This window comes from Streptomyces tritici (genome assembly GCF_048500665.1).
GTDB lineage: Bacteria > Actinomycetota > Actinomycetes > Streptomycetales > Streptomycetaceae > Streptomyces > Streptomyces tritici.
Genome location: NZ_CP183183.1, coordinates 1,920,306 through 1,942,718, shown reverse-complemented (window position 1 = coordinate 1,942,718; position 22,413 = coordinate 1,920,306). Strand labels below are relative to the sequence as shown.

Here is a 22,413-nt window from a genome sequence, read left to right as displayed (position 1 = left end):
ACGACGGAGGGATGCCTTGTGGTTCCTCCCGGACCGACGGACCGGCGGACCGGCGGACCGGGAGAGCAGCGGACCGGCGGGGTGCGCGGGATCGGGAGGACCGTTTCAGCAGCTGCTCGGGAGGAGGAGCGTCAGCAGGCGTTCAGGACGGACTGCAGCTTGCTCTTCTCCGCCGAGTCCACGCTCAGGCCCCAGTAGTACTTCGTGTGCACCCACGCGCGGGCGTACGTGCAGTGGTACGAGCTGCGCGGCGGCATCCACTCCGCCGGGTCCAGGTCGCCCTTGGCCTGGTTGACGTTGTCGGTGACCGCGATGAGCTGCGGCCGGGTCAGGTCGTTGGCGAACGCCTGCCGCTTCGACGTGGTCCAGGAGTTGGCGCCGGAGCGCCACGCCTCGGCCAGCGCCACGACGTGGTCGATGTCGAGGTCGGAGGCGGCGTACCAGGTGGCGCCGTCGTACTCCGAGTACCAGCTGCCGCTGACGGCGGCGCAGCTGGAGTCCTGGACGACGTTCACGCCGTCGCGCTTGAGGACGACCTCACGGGTGTTGCAGGCGCCGGACTGGGTGATCCAGTGCGGGAACAGGTCCCGGCTGTAGCCGGTGGAGGAACCTTCCGCCTTGACCGTGAGCGCGGCGAGGTAGGTACGGGCGGTGGCCGCGCTGACCGGGGTGGGCATGGCCGCCTGGGCGGTCGGCGCGGTGGCCAGGAGGCCGGTGACGGTGAGGGCGGCGGTGGTGGCGAGCACGGAGATGCGGCGCGCGACTCGACGCGCGTAGACATCGGACATGCGAACTCCCTTGATGTGGGGGGACCTTGGCCGTGCCGTCCACCGGACGGCGCGTCCATCGTTGCGGCGCCGGGTTGCTGTGGGGGGTGCGCCAGGTAACAGGGTGGCGACATGGGCACGTCACATCAAGGGTCGGGTGACGCTTCGCCAGAGGACTTGCCCCGTCTTGGGGTTGGCCGGAACGTATGCCCGATTCCGTGCGGCTGTGAGTCAGGTCACTTCGCCGCGCCTGGTCGGAGGGCCGGGGGCAGGGACTTTCGGCCCTGGGGGGCCGCGCGGGGTGTCGCGTATGCTGGCCGGAGCAGAAGGGGAGTAGCTCTTCGCCGGACCGTCGACACACTGCTGGGCCTGTCCCAGCCGGCGCCCGGAGGCGGCCTCGTCAGAGGCCCGCCAGCGAGACCTTCGGCCGCGATGTCCATGACCCGTCTCATGGCGTTGCCGAGCCGAAGCGACCCCTGAAACGGATGCTCTCGGTGCGGCCGCGCCCTACCGATTGAGGAACCTGCCCCGTGCTCAGCTTCACGATCATGGCGATCACCTTCGGTGTCGTCTTCCTCGCCGAGCTGCCCGACAAGACCGCCCTCGCCGGGCTGATGCTGGGCACCCGCTACAAGGCGTCGTACGTCTTCGCGGGTGTCGCCGCCGCCTTCGCCGTCCACGTCGCCCTCGCGATCGCGGCGGGCAGCGTGCTGACCCTCCTGCCGCAGCGCCTGGTGCAGGCCGTGGTCGGTGTGCTGTTCCTCGCGGGCGCGGCGATGCTGCTGCTCAAGAAGGACGACGGCGACGACGAGGAGATCAAGGCGCCGGCCGACCAGTCCTTCTGGAAGGTCTCCGGCGCGGGCTTCATGCTGATCCTGGTCGCCGAGTTCGGCGATCTGACGCAGATCATGACCGCCAACCTCGCCGCCCGCTACGACGACCCGGTCTCCGTCGGTCTCGGCGCGGTCCTCGCGCTCTGGGCGGTCGCCGGCATCGGCATCGTCGGCGGGAAGACGCTGATGAAGTACGTGCCGCTGCGGCTGATCACGCGGATCGCGGCCTGCCTGATGATCGCCCTCGCGGGCTTCAGCCTCTACGAGGCGCTGGCGCCCTGACGGTGCCCGCGCAGATCGTAGCCGGGCCCGCGTGGAGCGTAACCGGGTCTGCGCGGCCGCCGACCGGGCCCGTGCAGCCCTGACCGGGCCCGCATAGACCCGTGCAGCCCTGCCCGGCCCCATGCAGAAGGGGCGCCCCACCCCGGGGGCGCCCCTTCTGCATGTGCGAGTCAGCCCGCGGCGCTCAGCAGGATCGTTCCCTCGGGGCCCCGCTCCAGGCGCAGCCCCGTCAGGTCTGCCACGTGCAGGTCCGGCCCGAAGGCCGCCGCGCGCGGGCCCACGCCCACGACGCGCATCCCGGCGGCGCGGCCCGCCGCGATGCCCGCCTCGGAGTCCTCGAAGACCACGCAGTCCGCCGGCTCCACGCCCAGCTCCGCCGCGCCCTTCAGGAAGCCCTCCGGGTCCGGCTTGCTCGCGCCCACGCACTCGGCGGTCACCCGGACCGCCGGCACGGGCAGCCCGGCCGCGCCCATCCGGGCCTGCGCCAGCGCCTCGTCGGCGGAGGTGACCAGGGCGTGCGGCAGCCCGGCGAGCGCGGCCATGAACGCCGGAGCGCCCGGCACCGGGACGACGCCGTCGAGATCGGCGGTCTCCTCGGCGAGCATCGCGCGGTTCTCCGCGAGGTTCTGCTCGACCGGGCGGTCCGGCAGCAGCGCCGCCATCGTGGCGTGGCCCTGGCGGCCGTGCACGACCTTCAGCGCCTCCTCCGGCTCCAAACCGTGCCGCAGCGCCCAGCGGCGCCAGACACGCTCCACCACGGCGTCCGAGTTGACGAGGGTTCCGTCCATGTCGAGCAGGAGGGCGCGGGCGGTGAGCATGAGGCGGTCTCCAGGGAGCCGGGTACAGCGTGGGTACGACGAACGAAGCGGTCCCGCCCGCCGGTCAGGGAGTGCGGGCGGGGCCACTTTGTTTTTTCACGATACAAAACAGAGGGCGCTCGACGCCACCCCGGCCCCTCTCCGCCCTCGGCCCTCCGCCCCGGCCCACGGGCCCTCACCCCTCCGTGACGGCCTCCAGCGCCTCGCGCGTCGTCGGCCCGTAGACGCCCCGCGGGTCCTCGTGGATGTCCATGGACGACTGGAAGTCCGCCACGGCCTGCTCGACCCGGTCGCCGTAGTAGCCGTTGTCCGGGCCCCTGTACGCCCAGATCTCCTTCAGTCGCCGCTGCAGCTCCGAAACCTCCGGCCCGGAGTCGCCGCGCCGCAGCGTCGGACCGCCGGCGGACTCCGGTTCCTCCGTCGCCGACGCGGACGCCGAGCGGGAGGGCGCGGGCGCGCTCGCGCTCGGGCGCGGGGCGGCCGCCCGGGCCGACGCCGTACGGGACGGGGAGGCCGTGGGCGAGGCGGACTCCGTGGGTGACGTGGACGCGGAGGGCGAGGCCGACTCCGACGCGGTCGCGGACTCCGACGCGGACGGCGACGGGGCCTCGGACACCGCGCTCGCCGTCGACGAGCTGGCCGTCGCGTCCGGGGCCGCCCGGTCCACCCGCTCCTCGCCGCCGAGGACGCCGGCGGCGAAGGCCGCCGTCCCCGCCACGGCCAGCGCCGCGACCAGCGCGACCAGGGCGCCGCGCCTGCGCCCGCCGCGCTCCTCCTCCGGTTCCGCCGCGAAGGCGGAGCGGTCGAGCAGCAGCGGCATCGTCAGCTCGGCCGGCTCCTCCCCGGGCCCCGGCCCCGGTCCGGCCGCACCGCCCGGCGGCGGCGCCATCGGCGGTACGGCAGCAGGCGCGTGGGTGGCCGAAACCTGACGGTCGTGCAGCTCCTCGTGCGGCGGCGGCACGGGGGCGGCCCCCGTCCCGTCCGGAGCCTCCAGCGTCACGTACGGGCGTATCCGCAGCGGTTCGAAGTCCTCCGTGGCCGCACAGGCGCAGGCCGCTCCGCGGCCCCCCGGGCCCGACGGTCTTGCGCACACGGGACATACGTATCCGGCCACTGTGTTCCCTCCCCTTGAACTGCCAGAGATTATGCAGCCCCCGGGCGATCCCCTCACCGCAGGCGGAGGAGAGGGACGCCGCCGGATGCCCGCTCGACAGGCCGTATCGGGACGGAACGCCCAGGATGGTCCTGTGCAGCCACTGCGGACGCCCGCCGCCCAAGGCGGAACACCTCATCAGGCCGGGAGCCGGCGCGGCGTCCTGGTCCCGATCGGCGCCCTGTTGCTCGGGATGCTGCTCGCCGCGCTCGACCAGACCATCGTCTCCACGGCGCTGCCCACCATCGTCAGCGAACTCGGCGGCATGGAGCACCTGTCCTGGGTGGTCACCGCCTACATGCTGGCGTCCACCGCCGGCACGCCGCTGTGGGGGAAGCTGGGCGACCAGTACGGCCGCAAGAAGCTGTTCCAGGCCGCGATCGTCATCTTCCTGATCGGCTCCGCCCTTTGCGGCGTCGCCCAGGACATGCCCCAGCTGATCGCCTTCCGCGCCGTCCAGGGCCTGGGCGGCGGCGGGCTGATGGTGCTGTCCATGGCGATCGTCGGCGACCTCGTCCCGCCCCGTGAACGCGGCCGGTACCAGGGTCTGTTCGGCGCGGTCTTCGGCGCGACCAGCGTCCTCGGGCCGCTGCTCGGCGGCGTGTTCACCGAGCACCTCTCCTGGCGCTGGGTGTTCTACGTCAACCTGCCCGTCGGCGTGGTCGCGCTCTTCGTCATCGCCGCCGCCCTGCACATCCCGGCCCGCGGCACCCGGCACACCATCGACTACCTCGGCACCTTCCTCATCGCCTCGGTCGCCACCTGCCTCGTCCTGGTCGCCTCCCTCGGCGGCACCACCTGGGCCTGGAGCTCCCCGCAGGTCATCGCGCTCGCGGTGCTCGCGGCCGTGCTGCTGGTGTGGTTCGTGCGGGTGGAGCGGCGTGCGGCCGAGCCCGTCCTGCCGCTGAAGCTGTTCCGGATCCGGACGTTCACCCTCGTCGCGGTCATCAGCTTCGTCGTCGGCTTCGCGATGTTCGGCGCGATGACCTATCTGCCGACATTCCTCCAGGTCGTCCAGGGCGTCTCCCCGACGATGTCCGGCGTCCACATGCTGCCGATGGTGCTCGGCATGCTGATCACCTCCACCGGCTCCGGCCAGATCGTCTCCCGCACCGGCCGGTGGAAGGTCTTCCCGATCCTCGGCACCGCCGTCACCGCCCTGGGACTGCTGCTGCTCAACGAGCTGACGGAGACCAGCTCCACCTGGGCGATGAGCGGCTCCTTCTTCGTCTTCGGCGCCGGTCTCGGCCTGGTCATGCAGGTCCTGGTGCTGGTCGTGCAGAACGCCGTCGCCTACGAGGACCTCGGCGTGGCCACCTCGGGGGCGACGTTCTTCCGCTCCATCGGCGCGTCCTTCGGCGTCGCCGTCTTCGGCACGGTCTTCACCAGCCGCCTCACCGACAAACTCGACGCACTCCTCGCCGGCCGCGAACTGCCGCCCGGCGTCGACGCCGACCGGATCTCCGGCGATCCGCGTGTCATCGGCGCCCTCCCGCCCGAGCTGCGCCCCGGCGTGTTGCACGCCTACGCCACGTCCATCACCGACGTCTTCCTGTACGCCGCGCCCGTCGTCCTCGTCGCCTTCGCCGTCTCCTGGTTCCTCAAGGAGGACCGGCTGCGCGGCTCCGTCACCGCGCCCGACGCCAGCGAGACCCTCGCCTCCAACCCCGTGCAGCGCTCCTCGTACGACGAGTGCGCCCGCGCGCTGTCCGTGCTCGGCTCCCGGGAGGGCCGCAAGGCCGTCTACGAGAGGATCACCGCCCGGGCCGGGTACGACCTGCTGCCCGCCGCGAGCTGGCTGGTGCTGCGCATCCGGCGGCACGGCGCGGTCGAACCCGCGCGGCTCGCCGAGAGCACGGCCGTGCCGCTGCGGGCGGTCACCGAGGCGGCCCGGCAGGTCGAGGGGCGCGGGCTCGCCCGCCGGGAGGGCCTGGCGCTGATGCTCACCGACGAGGGCGTCGAGGTCGCGACCCGTCTGGCGAAGGCCCGCGAGGAGTCGCTGGCCGAGCTGCTCGGCGACTGGTGGGGCCCGGAGCGGCCCACGGACCTGGTGCAGCTGGTGGAGGAGCTGACGGCGGAGCTGTGCGGCTCGGACGCGGAGCGGCCCTCCACGCACGAGCCGCCCCGCGACCACCGCGCCTGAGAGCGGGCTCAGAGCTCCTTGCCGTACCAGACCTCCATGTACGGGCCCTCGCAGTAGGCCGGGATCTCCGCGTAGCCGTTCCGGAGGTACAGCGTGCGCGCCTCGATCAGGTCCAGCCGGGTGTTGAGGACCATCCGGCGCGCGCCGAGCGCACGCGCCGCGTCCTCCAGGGCGCCCAGCAGCAGCGCGGCGCCGCCCGAGCCGCGGTACGCCGGACGCACGAACACCCGGGTCAGCTCCGCGCGCTCCGCGTCGAGCAGCAGCACCCCGCCGCAGGCGGCGGGCTCGTCGCCGTACCGGCCGACGAGGAACTGCCCGGTCGGCGGGACCAGCAGCTCCACGCCGTCGTTCGTCAGGCCCTCGTCGATCTCGGCCGCCGTCGCGGGCCGCTTCCAGTACCGGCTCGCGACCTCGTCGTAGTAGTCCCGGCGCAGCGCGGTCGCGTCCGCGGTGTCGTACGGCTCCGGGCGCAGCGCCCAGCCGGTGGTCACGGTCACTTGGGGGACGCCTGCTGGACGACCTCGAAGGACCACAGGGTCGAGCCGGTCGCCGCGGGCTTCGGCCGCTCGGCCCCGCCCTCGCCGCCGGCCGTGCCCTGGTGGGCGGCCTTCATGGAACCGCTCATCCAGTTCTGGAAGTCCTCCTCGCTGCGCCAGCCCGACGAACGCAACTGCGTGTTCTGAGGGAGAGACATGACGGCGACGGTAGCGGAGCGGAACGTACTGGTCCCCACGGGGGACATGACACCTACCTCCAACAGTCCCCTAGCGGGCACCGTCTTCGCCGAGACGCTGCGGGGTGTTCGCTGCATCCGTCTGTCGGTCCTCACCGACGAGACGACATCCCCGGAGCGGCAGCGCGAAGCCGGCGACATCGCATCGGCAGCGCACAACATCAGCTTCGGCGAGGGTGACCAGCTCCGCGAAGCTGTCGACCTTGACGTATCAGCATCGAAGGTTGGTCCCTTCGACCGCCCGCAGCTCGGGGCGTGGCTCGCGAAGCCGGACGAGTTTGACGCTCTGGTCTGGTGGCGCTTTGACCGTGCCATCCGGTCCATGAGCGACATGCACGACTTGGCGAAGTGGGCCCGAACCCATCGGAAGGTTCTCGTCTTCGCCGAGGGGCTAGGCGGGGGCCCGATGGTGCTGGACTTCCGCAACCCCATGGACCCCATGAGCGAACTCATGATGCTCATGCTTGCTTTCGCGGCGCAGGTCGAAGCACAGAGCATCAGCGCTCGTGTGTCCGGTGCTCAAGCGGCACTCCGTGCAATGCCGCTTCGGTGGGCTGGTGGCGGGGCGCCCCCGTACGGATACATGCCCGTCCCCATGCCCGAGGAGCACGGCGGGATTGGCTGGACGCTCGTTCCGGACCCGGATGCCGTCAAGGTCATTGAACGGATCATCCGGGAGTGTCTGGACGGGACGTCGCTTAACCAAATCGCCGTTGCCTTGAACGCGGAAGGTGTCCCCAGTCCGCGGGACCACTGGTCGATTAAGAAGGGGCGAGTAAAGGACGGGAAGGTACTCGACTCCCGCGGACGTCCCCGCGAGCGAAGCAAGTGGACCGGCGCCAACATTGGGAAGCTGCTGCGCAACCCGGTGTTGATCGGATGGAAGATGCATCGGGGGAAGCCGGTACGGACCAAGTCCGGCGAGCCGGTCATGATCACAACTGCGCCCATCCTCACGCGCGAAGAGTTCGACCGCATCGGGAAGGTACTGGACGACCGGCACCACAAGGTTGTCTTTACGGCTCGCGTCGACAGTCGGGCTCTCTTGCTCGGCGTCATCCACTGCGACGGCTGCGGCGGGCGGATGTACCTGCGGGACAGCGAGCGGGTACAGGCTCGGCAAGCCCCCTTCTACATCTGTAGCCCGCAGTCCCGCGGTGAGGTGTGCCCGCAGCCGACCAACGTCCGCGCCTCATGGGTGGACGACTACGTGACCGCCGAGTTCCTTCGGCGCGTCGGCTCCGTGCAGACGACGACGGTTGTAGAGATCCCCGGTTATGACCCCGAGCCCGAGCTAAAGGCCACTCTGGCCGAGTTCGAGGAGCACCAGGAGCAAAAAGGGCGGCAGAAGTCGAAGCACGCTGCTCGCGCGTGGCAGGAACGGGCGGACGCGCTTGACGCGCGCATTGCCGAGCTGGAAGAACGCGAAAAGGTGGAACCGCAGCGGGTTGTGACCCACACGGGGCGGACCTTTGCCGACGAGTGGGCCGGCGCAACCACCGAGGAGCGACGGGCCATGCTGGTGGAAGCGGGGGTGAGGCTCGATGTCCGTAAGGGGCGCGCGGGCGGGTGGCGGAAGCTCGATACCCGACGGGTGGACTTCACCATGTCCGGTGAGCTGGACCCCGCCGCGGAGTCCGTTGCCGTTGCTGCGGGAGACGACGAAGCGGTGAAGAGGAACGAAGCGCCCCCGGCCCCGGGTAGCTCTGCGCGGCTCATAGAGACGTGTCAAGAGCGGGTGACTGTGGCTGCGTGAGCCGGATACCCTCGCCGTAGCCCGTGCCGGTATGGAGAGCGCGGGTGAGGCACGGCGCATCCTTGGACACGTTCCGGAAATGCAGTACACCCGTGCCGCCCTAGCCAAGCCCCGGTAGTCCCTCGCGGACCGCCGGGGCTTTGCTGTGTCCGCAGCGGGGGCGACCAGCGGGCGGAGCTATGACGGTATGACGGTTCAGACTGTTTTTTCGTATGCACAAGAAAAAATAAGGAGAAAACCAAACCGACCGTCGAAACACCATCCCGTCATGCTCGGCCCTCGGGAATCCGGTGGTCCCCACACCACAGTGAGGGACCGAGTGGCACGGCTCGCGGCCGGACGGACGGCGCGGGAATCTGCTGGTCCCCACAACACAGTGAGGGACCGCACGGAGTCACCGAGCACGCCGCACGGCGGGTGCCGGGAATCTGCTGGTCCCCACAACACAGTGAGGGCGGGACTACCGCGCACCCACCCCAAGGGGGATCTCGGCGGACCGAGTGCCCGCCCTCACACCAGCTCTGCCCGTGCACCACGCACCCCGCCGTTACGGGGGTGGCCGCAGGGGTCGTGAGGCAGAGCGCGGGGACCGCACCGCCCATGAGTAACCGCCCTTGACCGGGGCGCCGAAAGGGGTCGTAAGCGCGTGCGGTCCCCACCGTGTCCGGACCGGCCCCGTCGGCGAGGACGACCAAGCCCACCTGACCCAATCGGCAGAGGTGCGCGGTACCGGCCCCGGCTCGGGGATATCGGCCGCAGAGTTCCGGGTTCGAGTCCCGGGGTGGGCACGTACGACCAGCCCGCCTAGCCCAATCGGCAGAGGCGCAGCGCCTAGAACGCTGAGGTTCCCGGTTCGAGTCCGGGGGCGGGCACGCGACGACAGACAGACCTACTCGGCGGGGCGCAGAGCCTCGCGCACTCGGTCCAGCCCTACGCGCCGAATCAGTGGCGCTACGGGGACGCTGAACCGGGTTCCGGGTTCGTCGCCAACGTCGATGACCCGTTCCGGGAACAGCCCCTCGCGGGCTTGGACCAACGCGTCTGCGGGGTCCATGTCGAGGATTCGGGCCGCCGAGTCGAGCGGCACCGTGGGCGGTAGTTCGTAGTCGGGAGCGTTGCTGTTCCCGTCGCCTCGCACGGTCAACACGATGTCGCCGAGCGGGTCCATGCCTGCCTGCACGTCGGGCCGTTCATTGCTGGTCATGGCGTCAACGCTACTGACTCCGAAGTCCGCCCGTACCCCACTTGCCGACCCGTATGGGGGCAGTGACCAGAACTCACCCCAAGGGGGCGCACATGCGCTGTATCGACTGCACGGAGCCGGCGACCCACCGCCGACGCTGCGAGCGACACCACACGGAGTACGAGCGACGTCCGACCGTCCGCACTCGTCGAGCACGCAGCCGACGACGTGCGGCCCGGAACGACGCTGCTGCACGACTCCGCCGGATCATCGAGCGGAAGGGGCACGCATGGTGTGACTGGTGCCTAGACGACTTCCCCGCCGATGCGGTGGACGTGGACCACGTGCGGCCCCTCGCCCTCGGCGGTGAGGACGTGGACGGCAACGTTCAAGTGCTGTGCCACGGCTGCCACCAGCTCAAGACGAGCACGGAGTTCGGGAAGCACGATCCCGCAGCCGGCTCGGCTGATGCGCCGCACGTCGCTGTTGCGCACATTCGTTGTCGGTGCCGCCACAACCATGCCGCGTAGACCCCGCCCGCCGTGCTCGGTACCCGGGTGCCCCGAACTGACTGCCCGTGGTGGCCGCTGTGCCGCACACGAGCGTGAGGCGACCGCACAACGGGAGACACCGGGGACGAGCGCGTACGGGCGACGGTGGCCGAACATCCGGCGCCGCTACCTCAACGCACATCCGTGGTGCGTGCTGTGCACGAAGCCGGCGACGGTGGCCGACCACTTCCCGGAGTCGCGTCGCTCGCTGCTCGCACGTGGAGTGTCCGATCCCGATGCGTGGTCGCGGCTGCGTCCGCTGTGCACGTCGTGCCACTCACGGGAGACCGCGAAGCACCAGCCGGGCGGCTTTGCTGCCGAGCGTCGCTCTCAGCGCGAAGCGGAGCGTCCGCCGTACTGACCAGGGGGTGACCCCCCGCCCCTCCCGAGATTGCACGGCAGGGAGGCAAAAAACTCGCATGGCTCATCAGAGCGTTTCGGTGGAGGTGAACCCCTATGGCAGTACCCGGGCAAAAGCCCAAGCCCCATATACAGGCAGTGCGCGAGGGCACGTTCCGCCCGGACCGCAACAGCGAGGGTGCGCGCTTCGCCCCCTCGGAGCCGGTCGAACCGGACTGGGACGAGTTGCTGCCGGGCGACTCCGCCGAGGACGTGCGGGGCAAGGCTCGCGACGTGTGGCGCCGGACGATTCCCGCCCTGGTGGTGGCAGCCGGCTTGACCGACTCGCAGCGCGAAACGGCCATTGAGTACTGCCTAACGGTGGCTCGGCTCTGGCAGGCAGAGCGGGAGCTTTCCCGCACGGGGCTGGTAGTCGAGACAGAGCGCGGGAACGTGAAATCGCCGTGGGTGACGATTGCCCACCAGTACCGGAGTCACTTCCGCTCGCTGGTGGGTGAACTCGGGCTCTCGCCCGCGTCGGCAACCCGGATCACCCCGCCGGACTTTGGTGGGGATGATGACGGAGACGTATTCGACTGACGGTCTGCCCGTCCCGCTGGACGCACTGCGGGAACTCGGGCTCACCGAGGACGAGATAGCCGACGCTTGCGGCTCGCGCCCCCTGGTGGTGGCAGCGCAAGCCGCGGACGCTCCAGGCGCCTACTTCGATGTGTCGGCCGCTCGGCGAGCCGTGGACGCTATCCAGTCGTTCAAGCACACGAAGGGGCGTTGGGGTAACAGTCGACTTCGGCTCTCGCCGTGGCAGATCGTTTGGGTAATCGCCCCGATCTTCGGATGGCTCGCCCACGACCCCGAGTTGGGCCGCGCGGTGCGAGTCATCCGCTCGGCGTGGATCGAAGTCCCGCGTAAGAACGGCAAGTCCACACTTTCGTCCGGCATCGGTCTTGTGCTGCTGCTCGCAGACCGCGAGATCGGCGCAGAGGTATACGCGGCTGCTGGCTCGCTCCCACAGGCCGAGCGGGTCTTTGACGACGCTAAGCGCATGGCGCTCACTTCGCGGGCCGTACGGGGCCGCGTAGAGGTTCTACGGGGCCTTATCCGAGTGCCGCGTACGGGCGGTGTCTTCCGAGCCCTTTCGAAAATCGCCGAGACTGCCCACGGATTGAACGTGTCCGGCGCGATCGTGGATGAGGTGCACGTGCACAAGCGGCGTGACCTCATCGACGCGATCGAGACCGGCACCGGTGCCCGAGATCAGCCGTTGGTCATCTTCATTACGACGGCTGACGAAGGTACCGAGGGCAGCATTTACGACGAGAAACACACGTATACGCGCCGTTGCGCGGACGCTGTTGTCTCGGACCCGGGCCACTACGGAGTGATATGGGCTGCCGAGGAGAAAGACGACCCGTTCGCAGAGAGCACGTGGCGCAAAGCAAATCCGGGGCTCGGCGCGTCTCCCTCGCTCGCGTACATGCGCCGTGAGGCGAACAAAGCCAAGAGCACCCCGAGTTACTTCGCGACGTTCTGTCGTCTATCGCTCAACCGCCGTATGCGGGCTGCTTCGCGGTGGCTGCCGCTCTCGTTGTGGGACGAGAACAACGGCCCCGTGAACGACAAGACGTTTCGGTATCGGCGAGCGTGGGGCGGGGTCGACCTCTCCGCGGTTTCCGATCTCTCGGCGTGGGTCCTCGCTGTGGAATCCCGCGTGCCCGGAGTCGAGTTGGAGTTGATCGCGCGGTTTTGGCTGCCCGAGGAGAGGGCCGACGAGCTAGAGCAACAGCTACAGGTCCCCATCCGGCAATGGGCCCGCGAGGGACTGATCACGCTTACCGAGGGCGACGCGATCGACTATGACGCCATCGAGAAACAGATAGTCGCGGACTGCCGTCGGCTGGACGTCCAGCGGATTTCGTACGACCGGATGTTTGCCGGGCAGCTCGTCCAGCGCATCGAGGCGAAGACGCGCGGTGTCGACGTCGTTCCGGTCGCGCAGACCTACCTAGGCATGTCTCCGGGCTGCAAGGAACTTGAACGGCTGTTGCGCGAGGGCCGAATACGGCACGGCGGTAACCCGGTGCTCCGCTGGAACGCGAGCGTGGTGGAGGTGTACCGCGACGGCAACGACAACATGCGCCCGGTGAAGCCGGACCGCGGAAAATCGTCCGCGCGAATCGACGGGATTGCCGCTGCGGTCATGGCACTTGACGGGTACGTGCGCCGACCGCTCAAACGTCCTCGCGCTGCGAGCGCTTAGACCGCCCCGTTCGGGTTCAGCCGGCCGGGGCTTTTTCATGCCCGAAGGGGGGAGCATGGCGGAGACTCCGCTACAGATGACGGTCCGGCTCCGCGCGAAGATCGAGCGACGGAAGAACGAGACCCGCAAGTGGTCCGACGCGTACGAGGGAAAGCGACCGCTGCTGTTCGCGAGCCCGGAGTTCAGCGCGCAGACCGGCGGACTGTTCAAGGACTTTTCCGATAACTGGTGCGCCACGGTCCCGGACGCGACGGTGGAACGGCTTATGCCGCTCGGCTTCCGGCTGGAAGACGGCACGGTGGACCAGGCAGCCGCGACGGCATGGCGGAAGTCCGAGTGCGACGTAGAGATTGGCCTAGCGCTGCTGGAAGCGCTGATTACGGGCCGCTCGTACGCGCTGGTCTGGAAGCCGGACGGGATCAATACCGAGATCACCTTTGAGCACGCGGCAAACGCCATTGTCGAGTACGTCCCGGGTCGTCGCCGGCTCCGCGCTGCGGGGCTGAAAGCGTGGCGTGACGGGACGTGGGAGTTCGCAACGCTGTTCACCCCGGACATGGTGTACCGGTGGCAGCGAAAGGGCCGAAGCCACGAATGGACCGGCCGCACCGTCGGGCTTCCGAGGGGCGAGCCATCGCACATCAAGAATCCGCTCGGGGTCGTCCCGCTGGTGGAACTACCCAACCGTGGCAGGCTGCACGGAAAGCCACGCTCCGAGCTGGTGACCGTGCTCCCGCTACAGGACTCCGTCAATACCTTGTGGGCTCACTTGCTCACCGCTTCGGACGGTCTCGCGCTGCCCGCTCGGGCAATCCTCGGAATGGACCGGCCCGTTCGGGAGATCATCGACCCTGAGTCCGGCGAAGTCGTCGGCGAGGAAGACGAGCCCATTGACAAATTCCGCTCGGACCGTTTGCTGTGGCTTGAGAAGGAAGGCGCATCGATCGCCGAATTCTCCGCCGCCGATCTCGATAACTACTTGCGCGTTATCACTAAGGCAGTCGAGCACATCGCGGCGCAAACCCGCACGCCCGCCACGTACCTAAGCGGGCAGCTCATCAACGTGAGTGCGGATGCCCTCGCCGCATCGGAAGCCGGTCTAGTGGCCAAAGTGACCGAGCGGCAACGGCACTTCGGCGCAGGACTGCGCGAAGTGATGCGGCTGGAAGCCCTCGCAGCCGGCGAGCGGGGACGAGCCGAAGCCCTCGCGCTCGGCACGGTGATTTGGCGTGACCCGCAGTTCCGTTCGGACTCCCAGTACTCGGACGCGCTCGTCAAGCTCAAGAGCATTGGCGTACCGGATGAGGCTCTGTGGGAGCGAATCCCCGGGGTCACCCCGGACGAGATCGCTCGATGGAAGCGGATGCGCGACGACCAGGCGGGCGCGATCCTCGGCGGCAACGTGGCCGCGCTGTACGGGCCGAAGCCGCCCGAGGACGACCAGGGCGAGGACGAGCCCGCGGACGAGCTGCCGGACGTCGCGTAATGCCGGACTCCGCGACGCTCGCGCAGACCCGTTACACGGAAGTCCAGAGCATCACGCGCAGCGTGGTCGACGCCGTACAAGCTCTGTGGCGGGACGTGACCCCGGACCGCATCCTGTCCGCCATGTCCGGTGAGACCGGCCGCGCGATCCTCGCCGCGGTGACCACGGGGCAGATGACCGCAGCGGCAGGGGCCCAAGCATTCGTCACCGCATCCATGCTCGCGCAGGGTGCGGCAGCCGGACCGCTCGGGCTGCTGAACCCGGGCGCCCTCGCAGGGTTCGCCGCGGACGCTCGTCCGCTCTCCACGCTGCTCTACGTCCCGGCTATCAGCACGGCCCAAGCTCTAGCCGGCGGAGCATCCGCGGAAGCGGCATCCCTGGTCGGGCTGAACCAAATGGCCATGCTCGTAAGCACCACGGTTGCCGACACGGCGCGTGCCGCTACGTCGGTCGCCATGGCTGCCGAGCCCCGGTGCGTGTCCTACGTCCGGGTGGTCCGGCTGCCCGCGTGCGCCCGCTGCATCGTCCTTTCCGGGCGGCAGTACAGCTACAGCACCGGCTTTCGTCGGCACCCCCGGTGTGACTGCGGCATGGAACCGATGACGGATGCCGAGTGGCGCGGGACCGACACCCCCGAGGACTTGTTCCGCCGGATGAGCCCCGAGGAACAGCGGAGGCGGCTCGGTGCCGCGGGAGTCAAGGCACTGGAAGCCGGGGCCGATCTCGGGCAGCTCGTCAACGCGCGCCGAGGACTGGCGACGGCAGCCACGAGCCGGGGCCCGCTGCGGGTGACCACGGAGGGGACGACGAAACGCGGTATCGGCGGCAAAGCGCTGAACTCCGGTTTCGAGAAAGTCCCCGGCAAGCGGTACGAGCGTGCAAAGGAAGCCCGGCTAATGCCGGAAACCATTTTCAAACTTGCTGGCGATGACCGAGAGCACCAAATAGCGATGCTCCGGAAACACGGATACATCACGTGAGGGGACACATGCCTAACGACCCGAACCCCAACCCCAACCCGAACCCGACTGGCCCGGAGCCGAAGACGGGCGAGGGCGACCCGAAGCCGAGCGGCAACCCGCCCGAGGGCACGAAGCCGGGCGAGGGCGGCGACGACTCTGCCGCGGAGCTGTCCGCCGAGCGTGCTGCCCGAACTGCCGCGGAGACCCGCGCCGAGGAAGCCGAGCGGGAGGCAACCCGACTCCGCCGCGCGAATGCTGCGCAGAGGGGCACCGACCTTGACGCGCTCCGCGACGAGATCCGGGCCGACTTCATGGGGCAGCTCGTCCGCGCCGAGCTTCGTGCGGCGGCAACGGGCAAGCTCCGTGACCCTGCGGACGCGCTCGCCCTGGTCGACCTTGACTCGCTCACCGGTACGGCGGGCGACGTCGACACCGCGGCCATTGCTGCCGCCGTGGACCAGCTCGTCAAGGACAAGCCCTATCTCGCCGCGGAGTCGACCGCATCGAGCCCGGCCCCGTGGGGCGACGTCGGCTCGGGGCAGCGCGGCACCACGGACCCGAAGGACGAGCCCGCTGCGTCGCCGTTCGATCGGCTGCGGGACGCGTACAGCACCGCCGAGTAACCCGCACAACCAACCCACACCGAGGGACACACAAACCGTGCGTCCCTTTTTTCATGCCCAAATTCAGGGAGATAGCACATGGCGCTTTCGCTCGCCGAGTCCGCGAAGCTCAGCACCACCAACCTCCAGCGCGGAGTCATCGAGACTTTCGTTCAGGAATCGTCCATCCTGGACCGCATTCCGCTCATGCCCATTGAAGGTAACTCTTACAGCTACAACGAGGAAGCCACGCTGCCGGGCGTCGCTTTCCGTGGCGTGAACGAGGGCTACACCGAGAGCACCGGCACGGTCAACCAGAAGTCGGAATCCCTGGTGATTCTCGGCGGTGACGCGGACGTGGACCGTTTCATCGTCCAGACCCGCGGCAACCTGAATGACCAGCGCGCCATTCAGACCCGCATGAAGGTCAAGGCTGCGGCCTATAAGTACCAGGACACGTTTTTCAACGGTGACACCGCTACCGACCCCAAGTCCTTTGACGGTCTGCGTAAGCGGCTGACCGGTGGACAGGTTCTCTCGGCGGGCACGAACGGTGCTCCGATCGTCGGCAACGGTGACTCCGATGCCCATGCCTTCTTCGATCTGCTGGACGGTCTCGTGGGCTCTGTTCCGGGCCTGACCAGCACCAACGGCGCGATCTACGCCAACCGTCAGGTGATCGCGAAGATCAAGAGCGCGGCTCGCCGGCTCGGCGGTTACGAGATGGTTCGCGAGGCTCTTACCGGAAAGCTGGTGGCAACGTACAACGGCATTCCGCTGCTCGACCCGGGCCAGACTGCCGCGGGCGCGGACATCCTTCCGCAGACGGAGACGCAGGGTACGGCCACCGACGCGTCCAGCATTTACGCCGTGCGCTTCGGCCAGACCGAGGACGATCAGGCCGTGACCGGTCTCACCAATGGCGGTGTCATGGTGGACGACCTCGGGCAGCTCGAAACGAAGCCCGCTTACCGCACGCGAATTGAGTTCTACTGCGGTCTCGCCGTTTTCGGTGGCAAGGCTGCCGCGCGTCTTAACGGCGTCCTCGCCAAGTAGCCGAGAGGGGTACGGAATTGCCGCCGCGTAAGCGTGCAGCGTCCGCCCTCAAGATTCCGCACACGGATTCCTGTCCGCCCCCGCCCCGCATTGAGAGCTTCCCGGTTCTCGATTCGGGCGGGGTCGCACGGACCGTGACGCGGTGTCTGGCGTGCGGCGCACAGACAGTCAAGTAACAAAGGGAGGTAACGCGTAATGGCACTCCCTGCACTGGCCACCGTGGACCAGCTTGCCGCGTGGATGCAGCGCGAGCCGGCCGAGATGCCCGAGGGCGCCGCCCTGGTGCTCGATGTGGCGTCCGCGGTGGTCCGCCGGGAAGCCCGGCAGAGCTTCACCCGCGGGACCAGCTCGGCCACGCTCCACCCGAACGGGGGTTGGGTGGTGCTGCCGCAGCGTCCCGTGATCGCGGTGCAGTCCGTCCGTGCGGGCGGGCAGCTCGTCCCGCCGGACCGGTGGCAGCTCGTCCGGGACCGGCTCGCCGTGTTCGACGACCAGGCCGTGACCGTCACCTACACCCACGGATACGCGTCCGTGCCCGGGGACGTGCTCGCGGTGGTGCTCACCCTCGCCGGCCGAGTGCTCACCAACCCGTCGGACCTACGGCAAGAGTCGGTCGGCTCGGTCTCGGTGACCTACTCGGCCGAGACCATCGGGGCGTCCCTCGCCCCTGCGGACCGGGACCTACTCGCCCGGTACCGGCGACGCGTCGCGGTGGTGAGGCTCCGGTGAGCGTGCACTACACGCAGACGGTCGTGATCGTCCGGGCCCCCTTCGTGGAGGACCGGTACGGCAACACCACGTCCGAACGGGACTGGGCCCGCGCGACCAGGACGACCGTCCGCCGCGTGTCCGTCCAGCCCGACGTGTCGACCGAGGACACCGGGGACCGGCCCGTGGTCGTCACCGGGTGGCGACTGGCCACGCGCCGCGGTGTCGACGTCGACCTACAGCCCGGGGACCGCGTGGTGGCGCTCGGCCGGCTGCTCGATGTGGACGGCGACGTGTCGCGCTGGACGGTCTCGGGCCGACACCACCACACCGAAGCCCGGCTAAAGGAGGTGATCGGCTGATGCGCTTCCGCCCGAACCGGAATGGGATCAACTCCCTGATGAAGTCGGACGAAGCCGGGGCCGAAGTCCGCCGGATTGCCGAGCGGATCAAGGCTGCTGCGGAGTCGACCACGGGGGGCGACTTCCGGACCGACTCGGCTCTAGGCGCCCGCCGTTGGCGTGCTGCTGTGATTGGCGACTACGCGAAGCACAACGACGCCGAGAGCACGCGGCGGGCTCTGCTCGGCGGGATGGACGGTGCCGAGTGAGCACCCGCCCCGTGGTCGTCATGCCGGACGCGGTGGCCGTGGTTACCGCCTATCTCCGGTCCGCCCTCGCGGCAGCCGGCGAGCCCGTCCCCGTGCTGTCCCGCATCCCCTCGCCCCGGCCCTCGCGGTTCGTCCGGGTGGAACGGGTCGGGGGCACGCGTCAGACGGTCGTGTCAGACCGGCCCCGGCTCGATGTCCACGCATGGGCCGAGACCGAAGCCGATGCCGCGGACTTGGCCGAGCTGGTCCGCGCCCTGGTGCACGTCATCCCCGGAGTTCGGGGCGGGGTCACGGTCTACACCGCCCGCGAAGTCGGGGGCCCGCAGTGGCTACCCGACGCCGAGTCCGGCTCTCCCCGATATGCGTTCGCCGTGGAAATCCACATGCGCGGGCGCGTTCTTCCCGGCGCCTAGTTCGCCAATCACCCATCACCGCATTACCTACGGGGGTACTCCCATGGCTCTATCTGCCAACGCGGTTCGCGTTGCTGTAACTGGTGCCGCATATGTGGCACCGCCCAAGACCACACTTCCGACCGATTCCGAAGCCACGTGGAACACGGCTTTCACGGACATCGGATGGATTTCCGATGACGGCATTACCGAGTCCAACTCGGCCGACGCTACCGAGATCAAGGGTTGGCAGGGCGGGCAGACCGTCCGCAAGGTGATCAGCTCGTCCGAGATGACCTTTTCCTTTACGGCCATCGAGACCAGCAAGACCGTGCTTGAGCTATACCACAAGGGCTCAAAGGTGGTCACCACGACCGGCAAGTCCGTGCTCGCCGTAAAGGCGCCCGGACCGGACCGCAGGACGTTCGGTTTCGACGTCATCGACGGCGACTCGCATATCCGGATCGTCATTCCGGACGGCGAAGTCACCGAGACCGGCGACATCACTTACAAGGGTGACGAAGCCATTGCCTACGAGCTGACCATTACGGCCTATCCCGGCCCGGACGGCACCGTGGCATTCAAGTACAGCAATGACCCTGCCTGGTCTGCCGCCCCGCCCGCCTAATCCGAACGCAACGACTTTCTAGGTAGGACTCATGACAACCACCGCTTTTGACCTTGACGTATGGGTCAAGGAAGCCCGCCGGGAACCCTTCCGTTTCACCGTCTCCGGTCGTCTCTTCGAGATGCCCGCCGCGGGAGAGCTGGACAAGTCCGTCCTCACGTCGGTCAACATCGATAACCCGTCCGCCAGGGACATTGAGACCCTGCTAAAGGCGGGTCTCGGCGAGGCTTGGCCCGTCTTCAACGAGATACCGATTCCGCTTGCTGCCCTCGGTGAACTGTTCCGGCGCTGGCAGGCACACGAGGGTGTGCCGCTGGGGGAATCGTCGGCCTCTGCCGACTCCTGAGTGAGCACGGAGAGGCCATCGAAGCGGACCTAGCCCGCTACTACGGTGCCGATATCCGGGACGTCTTCCGACCGGGCTCCGGGCTCACGTGGCGCCGCTTGCGGGCCCTGGTGACCAATCTCCCCGCCGAGTCGGCCCTTGGTAGGTCCCTCGCCGGCGAAGACGCCGGATGGACGCTGGAAACGCAGCTACTTGCAGCGCTGCACGATCGTTTGGCGGAAGCCAACTGGCAGCGAGGGAACGCGGGTTCAAAGACGCCCGACCGTCGCCCCAAGCCCATTTCGCGGCCCGGAGTCCGGCCCGACCGAATCGGCGGCACCGAACGGGACCCGCGCGAAGTCGCGACATATCTCGCGCGATTGCAGCCCACCACGGGGGGTGAGGGCTAATGGCCGTGGAAGTCGGCATGGGCTACGTGTCCATCGTGCCGGAAGTCCAAGGGTTCGCCGAGGAACTACAGCGGCAGGTAGCCGGTCCCGCCGAGGACGCGGGACAGAACGGCGGACAGGCAGCCGGCGAGGGCTTCACCGGGAAAATGGGTGGAGCCCTTAAAGCTGGTCTTGCTGCGGTCGGCGTGGCTGCTGCGGCAGTTCTCGTCAAGGGCTTTTCGGATGCCCTGGACCAAACCCGTATCGACGGACGCATACAGGCTTCCCTAGGAAGCACCCCCGCCGAGGCGAAACGGTACGGCGAAGCCGCCGGGCAGCTCTACGCCCACGGCATCACGGAATCCGTAGAGGATGCCGCATCGGCAATCTCGGGCGTCATGCGATCGGGCATCCTTCCGCCTGACGCGACCAATGCGCAGATCGAAGAGATAACCGGCAAGGTTGCAAACCTGTCGGACGTGTTCGAGCTAGACCTAGGCCAGACCAGTAATGCGGTTGGCCAGATTCTCAAGAATGGGTTGGCCAAAGACGGTAACGAAGCTCTCGACATCCTCACCGCTGGAATGCAGCGAATGGGGCCGAGGGCCGACGACATGGCCGACACGTTCAACGAGTACAGCACGAAATTTAGGGACCTCGGCCTATCCGCTGCGGACGCCATGGGGCTTATGTCTCAGGGTCTACAGGCGGGTGCCCGAGACACGGACACCATGGCTGATGCCCTGAAAGAGTTTCAGATCAGGGCTACGGACGGCAGCAAGACGAGCGCCGATGCTTATAAGGCTATCGGGCTCAATGCCGAGGAAATGACCCGCAAGATTGCGGGTGGTGGGGCCGGTGCTAAAGAGGGATTGCAGCAAGTCCTAGACGGCATTAAGGCGATTAAGGACCCGGCGGAACAGAACGCCGTGGCGGTCGGCCTTTTCGGCACGAAAAGTGAGGACCTCGGCCGCGCGTTGCTCGCAATGGACCCGAAGACCGCCGTAAAGGCTCTCGGGGACACTGCGGGCGCCGCAAACAATATGGGTGACGCGCTGCACAACAATGCGTCAGCCAAGATCGAGCAATTCAAGCGGACGCTAGAAGTCGGCGTAAGCAACTTCATCGGAAACAACGTCCTCCCGCCCCTGATCGGGTTTGCGTCCACTGTAGGCAGCGTCCTCGGCCCCGCGCTAAGCGCCGGTAAGGACTTCGTATCGGGGTTCTTCAACGCGTTTTCCGGGTCAGCCGGCGGAGCATCCATTGCGGGTTTCGGGCAGGCTCTACTTACGGCCGGAACGACTCTTCGGGATGCATTCCTCCCGGGGCTGCAAGGGCTCGTCACGCTTGCTCAAACGACCCTGCTGCCTGCCCTAAAGGGGCTTGGGGACGTTCTATTTAATCAGCTCGTCCCTGCCTTTATGACGCTCTACACCAACGTGGTGGGAGCCGTCGTACCCATTCTGTCGTCCCTCGGAAAGATTCTTCTAGAGGTCATTTGGCCTGCGATCATGAGCGTCTATACGTCCGTGGTCGAGAATCTGCAACCGATCTTCGCGTCAGTCTCCGCGTTCATATCCGAACGCGTGGCGCCTGCCGTCCAAATGATCGGTGACAAGCTGCGCGAGGTAGTCGACAAAGCCCGTCCGCTCATCGAGTTCATAACCATGGTGGTGTCGTGGTTCGGCCGACTCGTGGCGGATATTCTCGGTTTTGTCATTCCTGTCATCGTTGACTTGGCAGGGCCCATCTTTTCAGGGCTGTTCTCCGCACTTGGAACCGTGATCGGGTGGATTGGCAACGTCATCGGCTGGTTTTCCAGTCTGGCAACTGGCATACGCGATGCCGGACGCTGGATAGCCGACTTCGCATCGGCCGGAATACGCAAGTTCGGCGAATTCGTAGAGTGGGTAAAGGGTCTCCCGAAGCGCATCAATGATTCGCTTGGCGATTTCGGCCGGCTACTGGTCGACAAGGGCGCCGATCTGGCCCGTGGTATCTGGGAAGGCATCAAGGGCATGGGCGGTTGGCTGAAAGACAAGCTGATCGGATGGGCCAAGAGCGCCATTCCCGGCCCAATCGCCGATGCCCTCGGCATCAACTCGCCCTCGCGTCTCATGAGAGACGAGATCGGCCGGTGGATTCCGCCGGGCGTGGTCGAAGGTATCGACGCCGAGCAATTCACGCTTGACGCGCGCATTCGGTCCATGGTGACCGTGCCCCGAATCGACGGAATAAGACCAGTCGGACGCATACGGCCGGCACGCGACACCGCGGGCCCCGGTGCCTGGTGGTGGGACGAGCTGCGGCGCATCCTCGCCGAGCGTGAGGACCGCCGGGAAATCGTGCTGCGTGTCGGTCCACAGGAAATTGCTCGGGCCGTGGCAGCGGGCAACCGTCAGATAGCTAGGAGGTGAGC

General features: G+C 68.2%; 22 protein-coding genes, 2 tRNA genes and 1 pseudogene. 19 read left to right on the top strand and 6 right to left on the bottom strand.

What is annotated here, in order from left to right; translation table 11 throughout:
* Nucleotides 1-131: 131 nt before the first annotated feature.
* Nucleotides 132-788 carry an HNH endonuclease family protein gene (locus ACNJ93_RS09050; RefSeq protein ID WP_418956843.1) on the bottom strand — a complete coding sequence of 219 codons (657 nt, stop codon included), beginning with the start codon at nt 786-788 and terminating at the stop codon, nt 132-134.
* Nucleotides 789-1,297: 509 nt separating this feature from the next.
* Between ACNJ93_RS09050 and ACNJ93_RS09045 the strand changes: the two genes are divergently transcribed.
* Nucleotides 1,298-1,882 carry a TMEM165/GDT1 family protein gene (locus ACNJ93_RS09045; RefSeq protein WP_418956842.1) on the top strand — a complete coding sequence of 195 codons (585 nt, stop codon included), beginning with the start codon at nt 1,298-1,300 and terminating at the stop codon, nt 1,880-1,882.
* 170 nt (nt 1,883-2,052) lie between these two features.
* Here ACNJ93_RS09045 and ACNJ93_RS09040 read toward each other — a convergent pair whose 3' ends face one another.
* Together ACNJ93_RS09040 and ACNJ93_RS09035 are read right to left on the bottom strand one after the other, a co-directional pair.
* Nucleotides 2,053-2,700, bottom strand: a complete 648-nt coding sequence (locus ACNJ93_RS09040; protein WP_418956841.1) for an HAD-IA family hydrolase — start codon at nt 2,698-2,700, stop codon at nt 2,053-2,055.
* A 175-nt stretch (nt 2,701-2,875) separates the two neighbouring features.
* Nucleotides 2,876-3,700 carry a peptidoglycan-binding domain-containing protein gene (locus ACNJ93_RS09035; protein ID WP_418956840.1) on the bottom strand — a complete coding sequence of 275 codons (825 nt, stop codon included), beginning with the start codon at nt 3,698-3,700 and terminating at the stop codon, nt 2,876-2,878.
* A gap of 199 nt (nt 3,701-3,899) precedes the next feature.
* Here ACNJ93_RS09035 and ACNJ93_RS09030 point away from each other — a divergent pair, with 199 nt between their 5' ends.
* Nucleotides 3,900-5,996 carry a DHA2 family efflux MFS transporter permease subunit gene (locus tag ACNJ93_RS09030; RefSeq protein ID WP_418956839.1) on the top strand — a complete coding sequence of 699 codons (2,097 nt, stop codon included), beginning with the start codon at nt 3,900-3,902 and terminating at the stop codon, nt 5,994-5,996.
* A gap of 8 nt (nt 5,997-6,004) precedes the next feature.
* On the opposite strand, the gene ACNJ93_RS09025 is transcribed toward ACNJ93_RS09030, so the two are convergent.
* Together ACNJ93_RS09025 and ACNJ93_RS09020 are read right to left on the bottom strand one after the other, a co-directional pair.
* Nucleotides 6,005-6,493: a GNAT family N-acetyltransferase gene (locus ACNJ93_RS09025; protein WP_418956838.1), complete on the bottom strand. Its 489-nt coding sequence runs from the start codon at nt 6,491-6,493 to the stop codon at nt 6,005-6,007.
* Nucleotides 6,490-6,651 (bottom strand): annotated as a pseudogene (locus ACNJ93_RS09020) (antibiotic biosynthesis monooxygenase); the annotation flags it as partial. The gene ACNJ93_RS09025 and the pseudogene ACNJ93_RS09020, both read right to left, overlap by 4 nt.
* 85 nt (nt 6,652-6,736) lie before the next feature.
* Between ACNJ93_RS09020 and ACNJ93_RS09015 the strand changes: the two are divergent.
* The 3 genes from ACNJ93_RS09015 to ACNJ93_RS09005 all read left to right on the top strand — a co-directional run bounded on the left by ACNJ93_RS09015 (nt 6,737) and on the right by ACNJ93_RS09005 (nt 9,357).
* The gene (locus ACNJ93_RS09015) at nt 6,737-8,485 is read left to right on the top strand and encodes a recombinase family protein (RefSeq protein WP_418961352.1); all 1,749 of its coding nucleotides are present in this window, start codon (nt 6,737-6,739) and stop codon (nt 8,483-8,485) included.
* A 695-nt stretch (nt 8,486-9,180) separates the two neighbouring features.
* Nucleotides 9,181-9,273, top strand: a tRNA-OTHER gene (locus tag ACNJ93_RS09010).
* A gap of 10 nt (nt 9,274-9,283) precedes the next feature.
* Nucleotides 9,284-9,357 (top strand) — tRNA-Leu (locus ACNJ93_RS09005).
* 17 nt (nt 9,358-9,374) lie between these two features.
* Here ACNJ93_RS09005 and ACNJ93_RS09000 read toward each other — a convergent pair.
* Complete coding sequence (locus ACNJ93_RS09000) at nt 9,375-9,689, bottom strand: hypothetical protein (RefSeq protein ID WP_418956837.1); 315 nt, start codon at nt 9,687-9,689, stop codon at nt 9,375-9,377.
* Nucleotides 9,690-9,742: 53 nt separating this feature from the next.
* Here ACNJ93_RS09000 and ACNJ93_RS08995 point away from each other — a divergent pair, with 53 nt between their 5' ends.
* The 14 genes from ACNJ93_RS08995 to ACNJ93_RS08930 all read left to right on the top strand — a co-directional run bounded on the left by ACNJ93_RS08995 (nt 9,743) and on the right by ACNJ93_RS08930 (nt 22,411).
* Complete coding sequence (locus ACNJ93_RS08995; RefSeq protein ID WP_418956836.1) at nt 9,743-10,198, top strand: HNH endonuclease; 456 nt, start codon at nt 9,743-9,745, stop codon at nt 10,196-10,198.
* Nucleotides 10,199-10,675: 477 nt separating this feature from the next.
* Nucleotides 10,676-11,158: a P27 family phage terminase small subunit gene (locus tag ACNJ93_RS08990; RefSeq protein WP_418956835.1), complete on the top strand. Its 483-nt coding sequence runs from the start codon at nt 10,676-10,678 to the stop codon at nt 11,156-11,158.
* A complete protein-coding gene (locus tag ACNJ93_RS08985; protein ID WP_418956834.1) occupies nt 11,133-12,836 on the top strand; it encodes a terminase large subunit in 1,704 nt (567 codons plus the stop codon). Before ACNJ93_RS08990 ends, ACNJ93_RS08985 begins: the two co-directional genes overlap by 26 nt.
* Before the next feature lie 55 nt (nt 12,837-12,891).
* On the top strand, nt 12,892-14,322 hold the full coding sequence (locus tag ACNJ93_RS08980; protein WP_418956833.1) for a phage portal protein: 1,431 nt from the start codon (nt 12,892-12,894) through the stop codon (nt 14,320-14,322).
* Nucleotides 14,322-15,302: a hypothetical protein gene (locus ACNJ93_RS08975; protein WP_418956832.1), complete on the top strand. Its 981-nt coding sequence runs from the start codon at nt 14,322-14,324 to the stop codon at nt 15,300-15,302. The genes ACNJ93_RS08980 and ACNJ93_RS08975 overlap by 1 nt, the downstream gene beginning before the upstream one ends.
* 8 nt (nt 15,303-15,310) lie before the next feature.
* Nucleotides 15,311-15,907, top strand: a complete 597-nt coding sequence (locus ACNJ93_RS08970) for a hypothetical protein (RefSeq protein ID WP_418956831.1) — start codon at nt 15,311-15,313, stop codon at nt 15,905-15,907.
* Nucleotides 15,908-15,985: 78 nt separating this feature from the next.
* A complete protein-coding gene (locus ACNJ93_RS08965) occupies nt 15,986-16,942 on the top strand; it encodes a major capsid protein (protein WP_418956830.1) in 957 nt (318 codons plus the stop codon).
* Nucleotides 16,943-17,137: 195 nt separating this feature from the next.
* Nucleotides 17,138-17,671, top strand: coding sequence for a hypothetical protein (locus tag ACNJ93_RS08960; protein WP_418956829.1), 534 nt, complete (start codon nt 17,138-17,140; stop codon nt 17,669-17,671).
* Nucleotides 17,668-18,012, top strand: coding sequence for a hypothetical protein (locus ACNJ93_RS08955; RefSeq protein ID WP_418956828.1), 345 nt, complete (start codon nt 17,668-17,670; stop codon nt 18,010-18,012). Before ACNJ93_RS08960 ends, ACNJ93_RS08955 begins: the two co-directional genes overlap by 4 nt.
* Nucleotides 18,012-18,260, top strand: a complete 249-nt coding sequence (locus ACNJ93_RS08950; RefSeq protein ID WP_418956827.1) for a hypothetical protein — start codon at nt 18,012-18,014, stop codon at nt 18,258-18,260. Before ACNJ93_RS08955 ends, ACNJ93_RS08950 begins: the two co-directional genes overlap by 1 nt.
* Nucleotides 18,257-18,673: a hypothetical protein gene (locus tag ACNJ93_RS08945; RefSeq protein WP_418956826.1), complete on the top strand. Its 417-nt coding sequence runs from the start codon at nt 18,257-18,259 to the stop codon at nt 18,671-18,673. Before ACNJ93_RS08950 ends, ACNJ93_RS08945 begins: the two co-directional genes overlap by 4 nt.
* Nucleotides 18,674-18,716: 43 nt before the next feature.
* Nucleotides 18,717-19,280 (top strand): hypothetical protein, encoded by a 564-nt coding sequence (locus ACNJ93_RS08940; protein ID WP_418956825.1) that lies wholly within the window; start codon nt 18,717-18,719, stop codon nt 19,278-19,280.
* Nucleotides 19,281-19,311: 31 nt separating this feature from the next.
* Nucleotides 19,312-19,626, top strand: a complete 315-nt coding sequence (locus tag ACNJ93_RS08935) for a hypothetical protein (protein ID WP_418956824.1) — start codon at nt 19,312-19,314, stop codon at nt 19,624-19,626.
* A 388-nt stretch (nt 19,627-20,014) separates the two neighbouring features.
* Nucleotides 20,015-22,411: a phage tail tape measure protein gene (locus tag ACNJ93_RS08930; protein ID WP_418956823.1), complete on the top strand. Its 2,397-nt coding sequence runs from the start codon at nt 20,015-20,017 to the stop codon at nt 22,409-22,411.
* Nucleotides 22,412-22,413: the final 2 nt, after the last annotated feature.

Coding starts and splice junctions, on each gene's coding strand:
- ACNJ93_RS08985 (WP_418956834.1), top strand. CDS start 11,133: ATGATGACGGAGACGTATTCGACTGACGGTCTGCCCGTCCCGCTGGAC.
- ACNJ93_RS09050 (WP_418956843.1), bottom strand. CDS start 788: ATGTCCGATGTCTACGCGCGTCGAGTCGCGCGCCGCATCTCCGTGCTC.
- ACNJ93_RS08995 (WP_418956836.1), top strand. CDS start 9,743: ATGGGGGCAGTGACCAGAACTCACCCCAAGGGGGCGCACATGCGCTGT.
- ACNJ93_RS08930 (WP_418956823.1), top strand. CDS start 20,015: ATGGCCGTGGAAGTCGGCATGGGCTACGTGTCCATCGTGCCGGAAGTC.
- ACNJ93_RS08950 (WP_418956827.1), top strand. CDS start 18,012: ATGCGCTTCCGCCCGAACCGGAATGGGATCAACTCCCTGATGAAGTCG.
- ACNJ93_RS09040 (WP_418956841.1), bottom strand. CDS start 2,700: ATGCTCACCGCCCGCGCCCTCCTGCTCGACATGGACGGAACCCTCGTC.
- ACNJ93_RS09030 (WP_418956839.1), top strand. CDS start 3,900: ATGCCCGCTCGACAGGCCGTATCGGGACGGAACGCCCAGGATGGTCCT.
- ACNJ93_RS09000 (WP_418956837.1), bottom strand. CDS start 9,689: ATGACCAGCAATGAACGGCCCGACGTGCAGGCAGGCATGGACCCGCTC.
- ACNJ93_RS08975 (WP_418956832.1), top strand. CDS start 14,322: ATGCCGGACTCCGCGACGCTCGCGCAGACCCGTTACACGGAAGTCCAG.
- ACNJ93_RS08940 (WP_418956825.1), top strand. CDS start 18,717: ATGGCTCTATCTGCCAACGCGGTTCGCGTTGCTGTAACTGGTGCCGCA.
- ACNJ93_RS08935 (WP_418956824.1), top strand. CDS start 19,312: ATGACAACCACCGCTTTTGACCTTGACGTATGGGTCAAGGAAGCCCGC.
- ACNJ93_RS08960 (WP_418956829.1), top strand. CDS start 17,138: ATGGCACTCCCTGCACTGGCCACCGTGGACCAGCTTGCCGCGTGGATG.
- ACNJ93_RS08980 (WP_418956833.1), top strand. CDS start 12,892: ATGGCGGAGACTCCGCTACAGATGACGGTCCGGCTCCGCGCGAAGATC.
- ACNJ93_RS09015 (WP_418961352.1), top strand. CDS start 6,737: ATGACACCTACCTCCAACAGTCCCCTAGCGGGCACCGTCTTCGCCGAG.
- ACNJ93_RS08970 (WP_418956831.1), top strand. CDS start 15,311: ATGCCTAACGACCCGAACCCCAACCCCAACCCGAACCCGACTGGCCCG.
- ACNJ93_RS08990 (WP_418956835.1), top strand. CDS start 10,676: ATGGCAGTACCCGGGCAAAAGCCCAAGCCCCATATACAGGCAGTGCGC.
- ACNJ93_RS08965 (WP_418956830.1), top strand. CDS start 15,986: ATGGCGCTTTCGCTCGCCGAGTCCGCGAAGCTCAGCACCACCAACCTC.